The sequence below is a fragment of the Mesorhizobium sp. B2-3-12 genome, assembly GCF_006442205.1.
Lineage (GTDB): Bacteria > Pseudomonadota > Alphaproteobacteria > Rhizobiales > Rhizobiaceae > Mesorhizobium.
Genome location: NZ_VFVR01000009.1, coordinates 85,706 through 103,168 on the forward strand (window position 1 = coordinate 85,706; position 17,463 = coordinate 103,168).

Here is a 17,463-nt window from a genome sequence, read left to right on the forward strand (position 1 = left end):
TTTCACCCAATTACCAAGGGAAAACGCTAGGCACACTTCAGGAACGGCCTTAGGCCGCGGCGGCGGAGCGCTTGAACACGATCGTGACCCGGGTGCCCGCATCGGCGCTGGAAGCCACGTCGAACTCGGCCTTGGCGTTCTCCGTCAGCGACTGGGCGATGAGGGCGCCGAGCTTGCCTTGCTTGGGCCAGCTCTCGCCTTCCGGCAAGCCGATCCCATCATCGGCGACGACGACGCGGCAGCCATCACCGTTCACGACGCTATGCAGCGTGATCGTCCCGCTGTCACGCCCGCGAAATGCATGTTTGAGCGCGTTGGTCAGCAGTTCGTTGACCACCAGGCCAGTGGGCATGGCAACGTTGATGGAGACCGGATAGGTGTCCACCTTCATGTCGAGGCGAATGCCCTCGACAGCATGCGAGGCCATTACGGCCGAAGCGATCTGGCTGAGATAAACGCCGAGATCGACCTCTTCCTTGTGCTCCTCGCCCGAAAGCGTCTGATAGAGGATCGCCAGGGCATCGACGCGGCCGGCCAGTCTTTCGAATCGCTTCTGGTCCGGCTCGGTCGCATTGCGCGTTTCGAGCCGGATCAAGGCGGTGATCATTTGCAGATTGTTCTTCACCCGGTGCTGCAATTCGCGCAGCAAAGTGTCCTTCTCGCGGACCCGCTCCTCGATCGAACGTGCATCTTCGGTCTCGCCATGCGCCGAGACGTCGACCAGTGCCACCAGACGGAAGCAGGCCTTGCCATTGTCATCCTCGATGACGTTGGAATAGACGTCCACGATGGTAGGTTTGTCCTCGACCCGCTCCAGCCGGAACGTACCGATGAAATCGGTATCTTCTACGACCGCGTCGGACAGCGCGCGATCTTTGTTCTGGTGCAGGCCGACGCCGGAAAGTGCCGCCCAGTCCATCTGGGCGAGCCTGGCCGCCTTCAAGCCGGACAGTTTCTCGAACTCCGGATTGGCATAGACAACACGTTCCTGCCCGCCGAGATCCGAAACCGCGATTGCAATCGGCACCTGGTCGAGGAATTTCTTAAACTGTTCGCTTTCCAGCGCGCTGGCTAGATCCGGCGTTTCGAGCAACTGCTCGACCGTCTCCGCCTTGTCTGAATTCGACGTCATATTGTGCATCCAGGATATTTCTGGATGGCACTAATATCAGCGAAGCGACGGACGAGCTATCGCCAAAGCGGCAGTTCCAACGGCATCATGAATAGGCCGGCACCAGCCTGGTCTCGCGCAACGGCAGCGCCATGGTGAAATGCAGGCCGTCGCGAAGATAGTTCAGCCTGATGCTGGCATCGCACTGCACGGCCACCACCTTTTCCAGGAGCGTCGTGCCGAAACCGCGCCGCGTTGGCGGCTCGACCCTGGGGCCGTCCAGTTCCTTCCAGTCGAGATTGACGATCCGCGCGTCGCCGGCCCTGCCGACCGACCAGCGCACGTCGAGCCGGCCGAGCGGGCGCGAGAGCGCGCCGAACTTGGAAGAGTTGGAGGCAAGTTCATGGAACGCCATGCCGACCGGGATCGCGATATCGGCGATCAGCGCGACATCGGGGCCTTCGATCACGATGCGAGGCGTGTCGCGCGTCTCGTAATGACGAAGCTCCCGCTCCAGCAGCTTGTGCAAAGAGGCCGTTTGCCAATAATCATCGGTCAGCATCGAGTGCGTGTCGGCCAGGGAGACGATCCGGGCCGAGAAGTCCTTCATGAAATCCTCGATGCTGCCGCTCGACCTGGCGGTTGCTCCCATCATCGCCCGCACATTGGCCAGTGTGTTCTTGACGCGATGATGCAACTCGCGGATGAGAAGCTTCTGCCGGTCGGCGACCTCCTGCTTCTGTTCGATATAGGATTTGACCTCAAGCTGGCGAGCGCGTGCGCGCAGCGCCGAGCGCACGGAATTGGTCAGGCTCGACGCCAGGAAGGGCCTCTCCAGCACGATGAGGTAGCGATCGAGAAAGGCCAGTCGCTTGTCGAAATCGGTCCCGCGCATCACCAGAAGCACGATCGGAAAATCCGACCATGCCGGCTGCCTTTCGAGCCACGCCGCAAGACGGCCTCGATCCACGTTGATAAGGGCTTCCTCGGCAACCACCAGGCACTGAGCCCGCTCCAGCAGCGGCAAGGTGTCCTCGAGGGAAGAGCAGATGTGCGCGTCTATCTTGCTCGCCGCCAGAATAGAGACGGCGATCCGGGCGTCGCGTCCGACCGGAGTCAGCACGAGCACGGAGGTTTCCGCTGCCGTCACGACGGCTTGTCCTTGAGAAGGTCGGACTGCTTGCCCTCGAAAAACGGCACGCCGGTCAGGATGCCGCGAAACTCCTCCAGCGGCACGCCCACGGCAACCCCGGTGCCGCTGATCTTGAACTCGCGGATCGTATCCTCGTGCGGACCGACGCGCTTCTTGACCACCGAGATGGCACGGCGCAGGCGCCCGCCACTTTCGAAGAAGCGCAGCAGCATTATGGCATCGCATAGATACGTCATGTCGACGGGAGCGGCCATCTGGCCGATGAGCCCGTGATTGGCCAGAAGCAGGATGGTGACCACGCCCCTCTGGTTGAGGTAAGTCAGGATCTCGTGCATCTGCAGCAGCAGGTGCTGCTCCTCGGACAGCGCATTGAGATAGCCGGTAAGGCTGTCGATGACGACGATTCTCGCGTCCGATTGCTCCACCCCCGACTGGATGCGCGTCGACAGCTCACCAGGTGAAAGCTCGGCCGGATCGACCTGCTCGAGCAACAGGGAGCCGTCATTGACGTAACTGGCGAAATCCATGCCTAGGCTAGCCGCCCTGGCGAGGAAGATGCGCTTGGTTTCGTCGAACAGCAGCACCAGTACCCGCTCGCCGCGCGCAAGCGCTGCATGGGCGTAGGTGCAGGCAATGCTCGACTTGCCGATGCCGGAAGGCCCCATCAGCAACGTGCTGGTACCGCGATCGAGGCCGCCACCGATCAGTGCGTCGAGGGAGCTCGTGCTCACTGCCGGCGTGCCGTGCTCGCCCAGCTCATGCTCGGAGGCGACAAGCCGGGGAAACACCACGACGCCGCCCGGACGGATGGCGAAATCGTGGAAGCCACCACGGATCTGCACACCGCGCATCTTGATGACGCGCAGGCGCCGCCTTTCGCCGCCATAGGCCGGCGAAAGTTGCTCCATTCGAATAACGCCGTGGCTGATCGAATGCAGGTTGAGATCGTCATGCTCGGCGGTAAGGTCGTCGAGTAGCAGCACGGTGGCGTTGTTGAGCAGAAAAAAGCTTTTCAGCGCCAGCACCTGCCGGCGGTAGCGCAAGGACCCTTGCGACAGCAGCCGGATCTCCGACAACGAATCGAACACCACCCGGTCGGGCTTTATGCGCTCTATCTCGGCAAGCGCCGACTGCACGGTTTCGCCAAGCTCCAGATCTGACGAATGCACCAGGGTCTGCAACTGGGAGGGATCGAGACTGAGCTCGGGCGGCACCAGTTCGAGGATCTCGATGCCATTCAGATCCCAGCCATGGCGACCCGCGACCGACAGCAGTTCGCGCCTGCTCTCCGACAGTGTGATGTAAAGGCATGTCTCGCCCTTGCGGGCGCCCTCGATCAGGAACTGCAGGCCGACGGTCGTCTTGCCGGATCCGGGCCTGCCCTCGACGAGATGCGAGCGGAATTTGGCGTAGCCCCCTCGCAGCACATAGTCGAGGCCTTCAACGCCGGAAGCGACTGGTGAGGCATCGTCTTCTCTGTCCACATTATCCCCTCGTGTTTCGTGAACACCGTAACGGACGTGGGTTGCGATGGTTCCCCAGCCGGGAGCGCTCCTAAACACAAACCGGTCAGCCCTGGCCCGCCGCCTTAGCCAGCCGCGGACCGGTCTTGACGTCGACGATCTCGGGCCTGGCGGTATCGACCGCGCCGTCCCAGCCGCCGCCGAGCGCCTTGTTGAGGGCGATGTAGTTGGTCGCCAGCAGGACGCGGCTCTGTAGCAGCGAATCCTCGGCAGAGTAGAGCGAGCGCTGGGCGTCGAGCACGTCGAGCAGGCTGGTCTCGCCGGCCTTGTAGAGCGTGCCTTCCAGCCGCGCCGCATCGCCATAGGATTTCGCCGACGAGGCTAGCTTGCCGATCCGGATACGCTCCTGCGCCAGCGATACGAGCGCGTTCTCGACATCCTCGAGCGCGGTCAGCACCGAAGACCGGTAGGCGATGAAATACTGGTCGCGCTGCGCCTGAGCCACCTCAACGGCCGCCTTGAGCTGCCCGGCATTGAACAGCGGCACGCTGAGGGTCGGCCCGAAGGACCAGCCGATAGAGGAATTCTTGCCGAGATCGCCGAGCTTGTAGGCCGTGGTGCTGATGTCCCCGGTCAGGCTGACCGTGGGATAGCGCGCGGCTTCCGCCTGGCCGACCTTGGCGGTGTATTGCGCGTATTGCCGCTCGGCCATGAGCACATCCGGGCGCGACAGCAGGATGTCGGCGGGGATGCCGGTCGGGATCGGCAGCCGTGGCGCCGGGATCGGGGCGCTTCGCTTCAGCCGCTCGCTGAGCGCGGCCGGCGGCCGGCCGGTGAGCACCGAAAGCCGGTGCACGGCCTCGGCATAGCTTGCTTCCAGTGTCGGCACCGAGGCCTCGGTACTGCTGGCCTGCCCCATCGCCTTGGCGACATCGGCGGCGGTCGCGGTACCCGCCTGCGCCATGGTGCGCGTGAGTTCGGCGGTCTGCCGTTGCGATGCGGCCGAGCGCCGGGCGAGTGCGATGCGCGCCTGGTAGCCGCGCGCCTGGGCATAATAGGACGCCACGTCGCCGACCAGCGTCAGCAGCGTCGAGCGCAGTTCCTGCTCGGACGCGTCCACGCCGTAGCGCGCGGCCTCGACGCCCCTGCGGTTGGCGCCGAACAGGTCGAGTTCCCAACTGGCGTCGAAGCCGGACTGGTACTGGCTGTAAGCGTCGCTGGCGGTGCCGCCCGACGCGGCGGCCGACGTCTTGTTGCGCGTCGCCGACGCCGAGCCGTCGGCCGACGGGAACAGCGCGCCGGCGGACTGCCGGTAGCTGGCGCGCGCCTCGCGGATCTTGGCCCTGGCGGTCGCGACATTGAGATTGCCGGCGACCGCTTCCTCGACAAGCGTGTCGAGCTGCGGGTCGCGCAGGCGCCGCCACCATTGCGAAAGCCGCGCCGGCTGGACGGATTTCGTCGGCTTCTGGCCGCTCCAGTTTGCCGGCATCGGCAGGATGGGCGTCCGATAGTCGGGACCGACGACGCATCCGGCGAGCATGGCCGCGCTGAGGATGGGCGCAAGGAGCCGCTTCGCGGCCACCGAGCCACGTTCAAGACCTGTCATGTGCAGAACCCTTATTGCTGGTTGGCCGTCACCGGCGTTTCGCCCGTATCCTGCCCAGGATCTGGTTTGGCCACCCTGCCCTTGAAGATGCGCCGTACCGTGACGAACAGCAGCGGCACCATGAACACGCCGATCACGGTCGCCGCGATCATGCCGCCCATCACGCCGATGCCGACGGAGTTCTGCGCGCCCGAGCCCGCACCGCTGGCGATCGCGAGCGGCGTGACGCCGAGGATGAAGGCCAGCGACGTCATCAGGATCGGCCGCAATCGTTGTCGTGCCGCCTCGAGCGTCGCCTCCACCAGCCCCATCCCGGCCGCCTGCCGCTCGATGGCGAACTCGACGATCAGGATGGCGTTCTTGGCGGCAAGGCCGATCGTGGTCAGCAGGCCGACCTTGAAATAAACGTCGTTGGTCTGGCCGAACAGCGTTGCCGCCGCCAGCGCTCCGAAGATGCCGATCGGCACCGACAGCATGACCGCGAACGGGATCGACCAGCTCTCGTAAAGCGCGGCCAGGCATAGGAACACGACCAGCGCCGAGATCGCGTAGAGCGACAGCGCCTGGTTGCCCGAGAGCCGCTCCTGATGCGACAGCCCCGTCCATTCATGCGAATATCCGGGAGGCAGTTGCGCGACGAGTTTGTCGATCTCGTCCATCGCCGCGCCCGAGCTCACGCCCGCCGCCGCCGCGCCCTGGATCTCGACCGCGGCCGAACCATTGTAGCGTTCGAGCCGGGGCGAGCCGAATGTCCAGTGGCTGGAGGCGAAGGCCGAAAACGGCACCATGGCGCCGCTGGCATTGCGCACCTGCCATTTGTCCAGATCTTCCGGCTGCATGCGGAAGTTCGCGTCCGACTGCATATAGACCGGCTTCACCCGCCCGCGATCGATGAAATCGTTGACATAGTCACTGCCCCAGGCGCTCGACAGCGTGTTGTTGATGTCGGCGAGGCTGACGCCGAGCGCGCTGGCCTTTTCCTGGTCGATGTCGATGGCGAATTGCGGCTGGTCCTCCTGTCCGTTCGGCCTTGTGGCGGTGAGCAGCTTGCTTTGGGCCGCGAGGCCGAGAAGCTGGTTACGCGTCTGGATCAGCGCATCATGACCGGCGCCGTTGACATCCTGCAGGTAGAAATCGAAGCCGTTGGTGTTGCCAAAACCCTGGATCGCGGGTGGCGCAAGCGCGAAGACCTGCGCATCCCGGATCTTGGAGAAGGCACCCATGGCGCGGCGCGCGACCGCTTGCGCCGACAGGGCTGGCGATTTGCGCTTGCTGAATTCCTTCATCGGCACGAAAGCGATGCCGACATTCTGCCCGGCGCCGCCGAAGCCGAAGCCGGAAGCGGTGAAGACACCTTCGACCGCGTCCTTTTCGTCCTTGAGATAGTGGTCGGTCACCTGAGCCAGGACGCGCTCGGTCCGGTCCTGCGTCGCGCCGACCGGCAGCGACACGCTGGTGATCAGGATGCCCTGGTCCTCTTCCGGCAGGAACGAGCTCGGCAGCCGCGCAAACATCCAGCCCATGGCGATGACGATGGCGAGGAAGATGGCGAGGAAGCGCCAGGACCGGTTGATGATGCCATGCGAGCCGTCGCGATAGGCCGTCGTGCCGCGGTCGAAGACGCGGTTGAACCAGCCGAACGGGCCGGTCTGCGTAGCATGGTCCTTGGGCCGCCGCAGGATCGTGGCGCACAGCGCCGGCGTCAGCACAAGTGCGACCAGCACCGACAGCACCATCGCCGAGACGATGGTGACCGAGAACTGCCGGTAGATGATGCCGGTCGAGCCGCCGAAGAAGGCCATCGGCACGAACACGGCCGACAGCACGGTGGCTATGCCGACCAGCGCGCCGGTGATCTCGTTCATCGATTTTCGCGTCGCCTCTTTTGGCGACAGATCTTCCTCCTGCATCACGCGCTCGACATTCTCGACAACGACGATGGCGTCGTCGACCAGAAGGCCGATGGCCAGCACCATGGCGAACATGGTCAGCGTGTTGACCGAATAGCCGAAGAAGGAGAGCACGCCGAACGTGCCGAGCAGCACCACCGGCACCGCGATGGTCGGGATGATCGTCGCCCGCAAATTCTGCAGGAAGATGAACATCACCAGGAACACCAGCACGATCGCCTCGGCCAGCGTCTTGACCACCTCCTCGATCGACAGCCGCACGAAGGGCGAAGTGTCGTAGGGGTAGACGACCTCGACCCCTTGCGGGAAGGTCGAGCTCAGCCGGTTGATCGTCGAGCGCACCGCCTCAGCGGTGCTGATGGCGTTGGCGCCGGTCGCCAGGCTGACGGCGACGCCCGCCGCCGGCTTGCCGTTATAGTTGGCCTGCGTCGTATAGCTCTCGGCGCCGAGTTCGACGGTGGCGACGTCGTTGAGGCGGACCAGCGAGCCGTCCGTCTGGCTCTTCAGGATGATGTTGCGGAACTGTTCGGCGGTCTGCAGCCGGCTCTTGGCGGTCACCGTGGCGTTGAGCTGCTGGCCCTTGCGCGCCGGCAGGCCGCCGAGCTGGCCGGCCGAAACCTGCGTGTTCTGCGCCTCGATCGCGCTCGCCACGTCATTCGGCATCAGCGCGTATTTGGCGAGCTTGTCGGGGTCGAGCCAGATGCGCATGGCGTAGCCCGAGCCGAAAAGCTGCGTCGAACCGACGCCTTCGACGCGCTTCAGCGTGTCGTTGACGGTAGCGTCGACATAGTCGGCGAGGTCGGTCGAGTTCAGCTTGCCGTCGCTGGAGACGAAGCCGATGACCATCAGGAAGCCGGTCGAGGATTTTGAAACGGTGATGCCGTTGCTCTGCACCACCTGCGGCAGCTGCGACTGCACCAGCTGCAGCTTGTTCTGCGTCTGCACCTGCGCTGTGTCGGGGTCGGCCGAACTGGTGAAGGTCAGCGTGATCGAGGCCGAGCCGGTCGAGGTCGACGTCGCCGTCATGTAGTCGAGATTGTCGATGCCCGTCATGCCTTGCTCGATGACCTTGGTCACCGAATTCTCAACGGTCGATGCATCGGCGCCCGGATAGGTGGCGCTGATGTTGACCGTGGTCGGCGCGATCTGTGGATATTGCGAGATCGGCAGCGTGGTGAGCGCGAGCAGGCCGCCCAGCATGATCACGATGGCGATCACCCAGGCGAAGATCGGCCGGTTGATGAAAAAAGCTGACATCGTCTCAGTTCCCGGTCGAGGCGGCGGGTTGCTGGCCGGTGGCGGCCATCTTGGATGGGGCCGGCAAGGCCGAGGTCTGACCGCGGTCCTTGATCTCGCCGGTCGCCTCGTCGATCGTCACTTCGACGCCGGTCGCATCGCCGCCGGGGCGCACGAGTTGCAGCCCCTCGACGATGACGCGGTCGCCGTCGCCGACGCCGCTATCGACCAGCCAGTTGTTGCCGACGGTGTTGCGCACGGCGAGCACGCGCGTCTCGACCTTGCCCTGCGCGTTGATGACCATGGCCGTAGCCTCGCCCTTGGTGTTGCGGGTGACGCCGCGCTGCGGCACGAGAAAACTGTTCTGCGCGACGCCCTCCTCGACCAGCGCCCGCACATACATGCCGGGCAGAAGCAGGCGGTCGGGATTGGGGAACTCGGCTCTGAGGGCGAATGTGCCGGTGGTCTGGTCGACATTGGCGCCGGCGAATTCCAGCTTGCCGGTCTGCGTGTAGATGGTGCCGTTCTCGAGCTTGAGCTTGACCGAGACATTGGGGCCGCTGAACTTCAGCCGCCCTTCCGAGATCGCCTGGCGCAGGTTGAGCAGATTGGTGCTCGACTGCGTGACGTCGACATTGATCGGATCGAGCGAACGGATCGTGGTCAGCACCGTCTCCTGGTTGGCGGTGACCAGCGCGCCCGGCGTCAGCGTCGACTTGTCGATGCGGCCGGCGATCGGCGCGGTGATCGAGGTGCGATCGAGGCTGATGCGCGCGGTTTCGGCGCTGGCCTTGGCGGAAGCCACATCGGCCTGCGCTTGCGCAAGCGTGGCGGCGGCATCGTCATAATCCTGTTTGGAAACAACGTTCTGCTTCAAGAGGCCGGCATATCTGTCGAACTTGGCTTGCGCGGTGGGCACCGCCGCCGCCGCCTTCTGCTGCGCCGCGACCGCGCTGTCATAGGCAGCCTTGTAGCTCGCCGGATCGATGAGGTAGAGCGGCTGTCCCGCCGCCACCTCGCTGCCTTCCTTGAACAGGCGCTGCTGGATGATGCCGTTCACTTGCGGACGCACCTCGGCGATCAGCGATGCCGCCGTGCGCCCCGACAGTTCGGCCGTGATCGCGACCGATTGCGGATGCAGCGTGACGACGCCGACTTCCGGCTTACCGACACCGCCCATGCCGGCGGGCGCCTTGCCGCCCTCCTGCGAGCAGGCCGCCAGCAAAAGCGCGGCGGCGCACACCATGCCTGCCCAGGGCGACAGACGGCGCGCCGGCAGCGCAAAATGATTAGACTGGATAAGCATGGTCTGGATCTTTCGCTGGGGTTGCTGTCGCCGCCTGGCGGTCGGCATCGGATCGCTCCACGAGCAGCCGGCCAAGATGGCGGCCAAGGAAGCGCTGCATGTCGTCCATGAAAGTGTAGACGACGGGCACGTAGACGAGGCTGAGCACGGTCGAGGAGATGAGCCCGCCGATCACGGCGATCGCCATCGGCGCGCGGGTCTCGGCATCGGCGCCGATGCCGAGCGCGATCGGCAGCATGCCGACACCCATGGCTATCGATGTCATGACGATGGGCCGTGCCCGCTTGCGGGCAGCGTCGAGCAGTGCCTCGAAGCGGCTCATGCCACGCTCCTTCTGCGCGACCAGGGCGTACTCGACAAGCAAGATCGAGTTCTTGGCCGCGATGCCCATCAGCATCAATATCCCGATCAGCGGCGATATGCCAAGCGCCTTGCCGGCGATCAACATGAAGCCGAGCGCGCCGCCGATCGAGAGCGGCAACGCCACCAGGATGGTCACCGGCTGCACGAAGCCGCGGAACAAGAGCACCAGCGTCAGGTACATCAGCAATATGCCGGCGGCGATCGCGGTGGCGAAGCCCGAGAACAGCTCCTGCATGCGGGCCGCGTCGCCGCGCGACAGCTCCTGCACGCCGGCGGGCAGGTCCCGCATGACCGGCAAGGCGCGGATCGCCGATGTCGCCTGCCCGAGTGTCAGGCCGGAGAGATCGGCCTCTATCGTCGCGCTGCGGCTGCGTCCGACCCGGGTGATGCTGTTGGGTCCGGCATTGAAGCCGATATCGGCGACGGCGCCGAGCGGCACCGTGCCCTTGCCGCCGACCAGCGGCAGGACGGCCAGCTTGGCCGGATCGTCGATCGCACCGTCGGGCAAGGTCACGACAACAGACACCTGGCGGTCGCCGAGATTGAACTTGGCAAGGCTGGTGTCGGTGTCGCCGATGGTGGCGATCTTCACCGTCGAGGCGATTTCGGTCGGCGTCACGCCGAGCGCGGCCGCCCTGGCGCTGTCGGGCCGCACGATGAGTTCCGGCTTGGTCGTCGCCGCCGTCGAGGTCGGGTTGATGAGGCCGGGGACCGATTTCATTTGCTCGATCAGCGCATCGCTGGCCTTCTCCAGCGCCCTGCCATCGTCGCCGACCAGAGTGATCGCCACCTTGGCGCCGGCAAACCCGTCGGCCCCGAACTGGATGCGCGCGCCGGGTATGTCGTTGAGCTTTGGCGATGCTTGCGCCTCGAACTGCTGCTGGCTGATCGAGCGTTCGCCGCGCGGCTTCAAATTGACGGTGACGTTGGCGCTGCGCACTTCGGCCGAAGTCGAACCGCGGTTCGGGCCGCCTCCGGACGAGGCCGCCGTGCCGATGGTGGCGAATATGCTGTCGACGGCCGGCTCGCCCTTCAGGCGCTTCGTGATGTCCAGCACGACGGCGCTGGTCTGTTCGATCGTCGATCCCGGCTGCAGCTCGACCGAGATCATCGAGCGGCCGCGATCGGTTGCCGCCATGAATTCGGTCGGCAGCTTCGTCGCCAGGAACATCGAGAAGGCGAAGAAGGCTATGCCGGCGGCAAGCGTGATCCAGCGGTGGTCGAGCGCCTTGCGCAACAGCTTGAGATAGGTCGGCACCCAGGCCGGCATGTCGTCCTCGCTGTGGCCGCCGGCGCGCACCAGATAGGCGCCCATCAGGGGCGTGACCATGCGCGCCACCAGCAGCGAGAACAGCACCGACACGCAGACCGCGACGGCGAAGGAGAAGAAGAATTTTCCCGGTATCCCCGGCATGAAGGCGACCGGCAGGAACACCGCCACGATCGTCGCCGTGGTCGCCACCACGGCAAGCCCGATCTCGTCGGCCGCCTCGATCGCCGCCCGGTAGGCGCTGGCGCCGGTCTGGCGCATGTGGCGCACGATGTTCTCGATCTCGACGATGGCGTCGTCGACCAGGATGCCGACCACCAGCGACAGGGCCAGCAAGGTGATGTTGTTGAGCGAGATGTTGAACGCCGCCATGACCGCGAAGGTCGGGATCAGCGACAAGGGCATGGCGACGGCGGACACCAGCGTCGCCCTGATGTCGCGCAGGAACAGCCAGACGACGCCGACCGCCAGCAATGCGCCGAGCCACAGCGCCTCGAGCGCGGCGTCGTAGCTCTCCTGCACGAAACCGGACGAGGACGTGACTTCGGTGAATTTCGCCGCGCTGGTCCTGGCGCCCACCCGGGCGATGGCGGCGCGCGCGGCCTTGACCACGTCGATCTCGCTCGATCCGACGGAGCGGTAGACGTTGAAGGCGACCACCTGCCGGCCGTCGAGATAGGCCGCCTGGCGCGGTTTTTCCCAACTGTCGACGACCCGGCCGAGATCGGAGAGCTTGACGTCGCCGGCGCCCGACAGCGCGATGCGCGTGTCGGCCAGCGCCTCGACGGTTCCGGCACTGGCCAGCGTACGGACCGACTGCTCCTGGCCGCCGACGCTGGTGCGGCCGCCCGGCTGGTTGACGTTGTTGGAGGCGAGCGTCTGGCTGACATCGCCGGCGCTGATGCCGAGCGCGGCGAGACGGTCGGGATCGAGTTCGACGCGGATGACCCGGTCGACGCCGCCCGAACGGGTGATCTTGGAAACGCCGTCGACGCCGAGCAGCGCCTTGGCGACATCATTGTCGATGTACCAGCTCAGCGCGTCGGGCGACATTGCGGGGGCCTCGACGACATAGGTCAGCACCGAATTGCCCGTCGCATTGACCTTGGCCACGACAGGCGACTCGGCCGCCGCCGGCAGGCTGGACTGCACTTCCGAAACAGCGTTGCGCACGTCGTTGGCGGCCGTCTCGGGGTCGGTGCCAAGCGTGAACTCGACCGTGGTGACGGAAGAGCCTTCGCTGATCGAGGTCGAGACGTCGTCGACGCCTTCGAGCGTCGCCACGGTGTTCTCGATCACGCGCGCGACCTGCACCTCCATTTCGCTGGGCGCCGCACCCGGCTGCGAGACGGTGACGGTGACCGTCGGCAGGTCGATGTCGGGCATGTTGTTGGTGCGCAGTTGCATGAACCCGTAGAGACCGGCGATGGTCAGCGACAGGAACAAGACGATGGTCGGCACCGGGTTGCGGATAGACCAGGAGGAAATGGCGTTCATCGCGCCGCCTCCGGCGCATGGCCGGCGACATCGGCGCCGGCTTGTGCATCGGCGACACGCACCAGATTGCCGTCCGAGAGGAAACCGGCGCCGGCGACGACCACATGATCGCCTTCCGAAAGGCCGCTTTCTATGGCGACGCGGCCGTTCTGGTGGGCGCCCGCGGCCACCATGCGCGCGGCTGCCCTGCCGGCGGCATCGACCACGAAGACCACCGGCTTGCCGTCCTGCCAGACAAGGGCGGCCTCGGCGACGCTGAGCCGCCGCGAAGCCGGACCCGCGATCGAGACGCGGGCGAACATGCCGGGCCTCAGCCCCGAACCTTCGCCGAGCGCGACATGGACGGTGGCCAGCCGCGTCGTCGAATTGACGGTTTGGGCAATCGAGGAGACGCTGCCGGCAAAGCGGCGGCCGGCCGCGTCGACGACATCGGCCGCCTGCCCGACCGACACCGCCGGCAGATCCTTTTCGGGAACCAGCACGCCGACCTCCAGCCTGCCGTCGCGGATGATCTTCATCAGTTCGGTGCCGGCCTGGACGATCGAGCCGGCGACGGCCGGCTTGCTGGAGACGACGCCATCGAAGGGCGCGCGGACGGTGGTCCGGTCGAGTTCGGCCTGCAACTTGTCGGCGGCGGCCTGCGCCTGCTCGACCCCGGCCTGGCCGGTCTTGACGGCGGTCGTCTTTTCCTCCGCCGTCTCGGCGCTGATGGCGTTGCTGGCGAGCAGCTTGTCGGCGCGGGCGGCGGCCGAAATCGCGGAGTCGAGCGTCGCCTGGGCCTGGGCGACGGCGGCCTTCTGCTCGGCCAGTTCGGCCTTCAGCAACGCGGCGTCGAGCCGGGCGACGACATCGCCCGCTTTCACGTGATCGCCTTCGGCGACCAGGACGTCGGTCAGGCGCAGGCCGCTCTCTTCAGCGCCGATCGTCGCCTCCTGCCAGGCGGCAACGGTGCCGGTGGCGCTGATCGACGAAGCGATCGCCTCGGAGCGCACCGCCTCGACCGCAACCGTCAGGCTCGCGCGCGGCGCCGCCACCGCCGGCGCGGCAGGTTCGGCGTTGCCGCGGCCATAGGCCCTGAGCGCCGCCATGGTGGCGAGCGCGAGCAGCAGGGCCGTCAGGGCGAGATATGTCCTACGCGATCTTACGGTCATGATTTTCGTGGCCATCGGGCCGTTGCGAAAGCGGGAGCGACAGGCGCCAGGCGGCGAAGTCCAGCCGGATCGCGCCCTTCAGCGTATCGGCCGGCAGCGCCGTAACGCCGGCGCGCCTGGGCAGCGCGGCGCGACCGGCGCGCCTGGGCTGGCCGAGCGAAAATCTCGGGCTGGCCGATGCGATGAGCCGCAGCAGCATCAGGGCATCCCACATTGTCGTGCCTTCACAGCATAGGGTGAATCCGGGATGGCGCGATCCGCCATCCCGGGCAAGGAGACCGGCCGGCCCGGGAACGGGTTGGATACCGGGCCGGCCGGCGCAGCGGGTCAGAGTTGCGCGCCGTTCCCGGGCTGGGGCGGCGGCATCAGGCCATCATTGGGCGGGCCTGCTGGACCGGCTGCATCATTCGGCGGACCGCCCCAGGGACCGGGGGGTGGTCCGTGCGGTCGATCCGCCGAAGCGAGGATTTCGAGTTGTTCGGGCGAGAGCTTGGCGCGCAGCTCGGCGATCGCGTCCTTCAGCTTGGCCGCAGAGCCCGCGCGCGCCGTGACATCGTCGGCCAGCCTTTCCTGGAAGGCGAAGGGATCGGCGTTGCTGGCCGGACCCGCATCAGGACCTTTCGCTTCCGGACTGCCGGTCCCGCCGGGGCCTCGATCGTGCCGTGGCGGCGAAAGCACCGCCTGCAGCGCGCTGGTATAGTCGCGCCAGGCGTCGAGCTGCTCGCTGCGGATGCCGACGCGGGTTTCGAGCGCGGCGAGCCGGGCGGCCAGCATGAATTCCGGTGGCGGCCCCATGCGGCGGGGACTAAAACCTTGCGGTCCAAAGCCTTCCGGGCCGGGCCGCATCGGCCCATGCGGGCCGAAACCCTGCGGGCCCCATCCTTGCGGCGGATACCGCATCGGGCCGTGATCCGGTCCATCCTGCATGGACATGACCGGCGGCTCGCCGGGCGCGGCGTCCGGACCGGGCTGCGCCGCCAGCGCGGGGTGGACGGCGGCGGCGGAAAACAGGCCGAGCGCAAGAAGTCTGCTTCGCATGACGGTATCCCTTTCATCCATGTTTTGGATGCCGGGAGGATAGGAAGCGTGTTTGTCTGCTTCGCGTCGGCGTGTTGCCGAAGGTTTCCGCAAAAGGGCAATTTGTTTCCCAATGTTTCCCGATCCGGGTGAGAAACATTGCGTTGCAATTTTCCGTGCCGCTTGCGCGCGCGCTGCCTATAATCAGGACAAGCCCCATCATCACAGGCAAGGGCACCGCAATGCAGTCACAACCCCATATCCTCGTCGTCGACGACGACCGCGAAATCCGCACGCTGCTCGGGCGCTATCTCGACGGCCAGGGTTTTCGCGTCTCGGTGGCGGCCGACCGGCGCGAATGCGAGCAGAAGCTCGCCTCGGGCCAGTTCGACCTGACGGTGCTCGACGTCATGCTGCCGGACGGTTCGGGGCTCGACATCTGCCGCGGCTTGCGCGACCGCAAGCCGCATATCCCCGTCATCCTGCTGACGGCGCTGAAGGAGGATGTCGACCGCATCATCGGGCTGGAGCTCGGCGCCGACGACTATCTCGGCAAGCCGTTCAACCCGCGCGAACTCACCGCCCGCATCCGTGCCGTGCTCAGGCGCTCGGCACCCGAGGAAGCCGCCACCGCGCCCCCGCCCCGCGCCTACCGCTTCGCCAGCTACCGGCTGGAGCCGGACACCCGCAAGGTGACGGACGGCCGGGGTGAGCTCGTCGACCTCACCGGCGCCGAGTTCGACCTATTGCAGGTCTTCCTCGACCGTCCCGGCCGGCTCTTGTCGCGCGACCAGTTGCTGGACCTCACCCAAGGCCGCGAGCGCGACCCGCTCGAACGCTCGGTCGACGTGCTGATGAGCCGGCTGCGCCGCAAATTCGCCGACACCGGCGACGGCCCGCTGTTCAAGACGGTGCGCAATGGCGGCTACCAGTTCACCGCGCGCGTCGAGACGGTGGAGGCGCAGGCGTGAACTCGCTGCGCCGGCGCCTCATCCTGTTGCTGGTCGCCTCGATCGTCGGCGTCGTCGGCCTGGCGACCGCCGCCGTCATCAGCGTGCGCGGCGGCGGGCCGCCGCCGGAACTCGTCGTGCCCTGGGTTGCCCAGCAGATGGAGCTGGTGGTGCGGCTGCTGCCCGGCCCGATCCCCGACGTGCTGCAGGTGCAATTCAGCGACCGACCGGCCGATGGCAAGGTCGACCGGCCGGAGACGGCGATGCTCAACGATCTGCTGCGCCGCCGTGGCTTCGACGTCCTGGCCGTCGTCAGTGACAAGCCGGATGAACCCGGCCAGCGTGCCTCCATGCGCCTGCCCGACAGCCGCTGGGCAATCCTGGAAATCGCCCATATCGATCCGCCCAGGCGCGAATGGCTGGTCCTGGCCGGCTGGATCTCGCTGATCGTGGCCGGCGCCACCGCCGTCTCGGTCTATTTCACCTCGGTGCTGATCAGGCCGGTCGAGATGCTGGAGGCCGCCGTCTCCAAGATCGGCTCGGACGGCGTGCTGGCGGCGGTGCCGGAAGTCGGCTCCGCCGAGGTCAAGGCCACCGCGCATGCGCTGAACCAGCTCTCGTCCAGGCTGAAAACCGCCATGGAAAGCCGCATGCGGCTGGTCGCCGCCGCCGGCCACGACCTGCGCACGCCGATGACGCGCATGCGGCTGCGCGCCGAATTCCTCGACGAGGACCGCGACAAGTGGCTGCACGACCTCGACGAGTTGGACCGCATCGCCGACAGCGCCATCCGCCTGGTCCGCGAGGAGGTCAACCAGGACGCCGTCGAGCCGCTGGACCTGGAAAGGATGGTGCGCGATATCGAGGCAGAAATGGCCACGCTCGGCCATTCCGTCTCGCTCGGCCATCTCGACAAGGTTTCGGTACGCGCCGGCGCGCTCGGCCTGCGCCGCGCGCTGCGCAACCTGATCGTCAACGCCGCCACCCACGGCAAGGCCTGCACCATCGCGCTCGACCTCGTCGACAGACGCGCCGTGATGACCATTGCCGATACCGGTCCCGGCATTCCGCCCGACCTCATCAACAAGGCCTTCGAGCCCTTCTTCCGCGTCGACCCCGGCCGCCAGCAATTCATCCCCGGCGCCGGCCTGGGCCTCGCCATCGCCAAGGAGATCATCGAGCGCTACGGCGGCACCGTGACGCTGGAGAACCGCAGGAACGGCGGACTGGCGCAGACGGTGGTGTTTGCGGCGGTGTGAGGAGGTGTAAAAAACAGCGGGGCACGCCCCCCTCTGGCCTGCCGGCCATCTCCCCCTCTTGGGGGGAGATTGGCTGTCATCTCGGCTTTCGCCAACCACCAACGTTGCAGGAATGGGCAAGGCGCGCCCAAGCCGCCGATCTCCCCCCTTGAGGGGGAGATGTCCGGCAGG

At 66.4% G+C, this 17,463-nt stretch carries 12 protein-coding genes; 2 read left to right on the top strand and 10 right to left on the bottom strand.

The window, feature by feature from the left end:
- Positions 1-49: 49 nt before the first annotated feature.
- From FJ948_RS23675 to FJ948_RS23720, 10 genes are all read right to left on the bottom strand, one after another.
- Positions 50-1,132, bottom strand: a complete 1,083-nt coding sequence (locus FJ948_RS23675; RefSeq protein ID WP_140708700.1) for a histidine kinase dimerization/phosphoacceptor domain -containing protein — start codon at positions 1,130-1,132, stop codon at positions 50-52.
- Positions 1,133-1,217: 85 nt separating this feature from the next.
- Positions 1,218-2,261: a sensor histidine kinase gene (locus FJ948_RS23680; RefSeq protein WP_140708702.1), complete on the bottom strand. Its 1,044-nt coding sequence runs from the start codon at positions 2,259-2,261 to the stop codon at positions 1,218-1,220.
- A complete protein-coding gene (locus FJ948_RS23685; protein ID WP_140708704.1) occupies positions 2,258-3,748 on the bottom strand; it encodes an ATPase domain-containing protein in 1,491 nt (496 codons plus the stop codon). Before FJ948_RS23685 ends, FJ948_RS23680 begins: the two co-directional genes overlap by 4 nt.
- Before the next feature lie 85 nt (positions 3,749-3,833).
- On the bottom strand, positions 3,834-5,333 hold the full coding sequence (locus FJ948_RS23690; protein ID WP_140708706.1) for an efflux transporter outer membrane subunit: 1,500 nt from the start codon (positions 5,331-5,333) through the stop codon (positions 3,834-3,836).
- 11 nt (positions 5,334-5,344) lie between these two features.
- Positions 5,345-8,500, bottom strand: a complete 3,156-nt coding sequence (locus FJ948_RS23695; protein ID WP_140708708.1) for an efflux RND transporter permease subunit — start codon at positions 8,498-8,500, stop codon at positions 5,345-5,347.
- A gap of 4 nt (positions 8,501-8,504) precedes the next feature.
- Positions 8,505-9,785, bottom strand: coding sequence for an efflux RND transporter periplasmic adaptor subunit (locus FJ948_RS23700; RefSeq protein ID WP_140708709.1), 1,281 nt, complete (start codon positions 9,783-9,785; stop codon positions 8,505-8,507).
- Positions 9,769-12,915 (bottom strand): efflux RND transporter permease subunit, encoded by a 3,147-nt coding sequence (locus FJ948_RS23705; RefSeq protein ID WP_140708711.1) that lies wholly within the window; start codon positions 12,913-12,915, stop codon positions 9,769-9,771. Before FJ948_RS23705 ends, FJ948_RS23700 begins: the two co-directional genes overlap by 17 nt.
- Positions 12,912-14,066, bottom strand: a complete 1,155-nt coding sequence (locus tag FJ948_RS23710; RefSeq protein ID WP_181173791.1) for an efflux RND transporter periplasmic adaptor subunit — start codon at positions 14,064-14,066, stop codon at positions 12,912-12,914. Before FJ948_RS23710 ends, FJ948_RS23705 begins: the two co-directional genes overlap by 4 nt.
- Entirely contained in the window at positions 14,047-14,265 is a 219-nt protein-coding gene (locus tag FJ948_RS23715) for a hypothetical protein (protein ID WP_224542712.1), read from the bottom strand. Before FJ948_RS23715 ends, FJ948_RS23710 begins: the two co-directional genes overlap by 20 nt.
- A gap of 128 nt (positions 14,266-14,393) precedes the next feature.
- Positions 14,394-15,104 carry a hypothetical protein gene (locus FJ948_RS23720; protein ID WP_140708717.1) on the bottom strand — a complete coding sequence of 237 codons (711 nt, stop codon included), beginning with the start codon at positions 15,102-15,104 and terminating at the stop codon, positions 14,394-14,396.
- Positions 15,105-15,325: 221 nt separating this feature from the next.
- On the opposite strand from FJ948_RS23720, the gene FJ948_RS23725 reads away from it, so the two are divergent.
- Positions 15,326-16,054 (top strand): response regulator, encoded by a 729-nt coding sequence (locus FJ948_RS23725; RefSeq protein WP_140708719.1) that lies wholly within the window; start codon positions 15,326-15,328, stop codon positions 16,052-16,054.
- Complete coding sequence (locus tag FJ948_RS23730; RefSeq protein ID WP_140708721.1) at positions 16,051-17,292, top strand: ATP-binding protein; 1,242 nt, start codon at positions 16,051-16,053, stop codon at positions 17,290-17,292. The genes FJ948_RS23725 and FJ948_RS23730 overlap by 4 nt, the downstream gene beginning before the upstream one ends.
- The last annotated feature ends 171 nt before the right edge of the window (positions 17,293-17,463 follow it).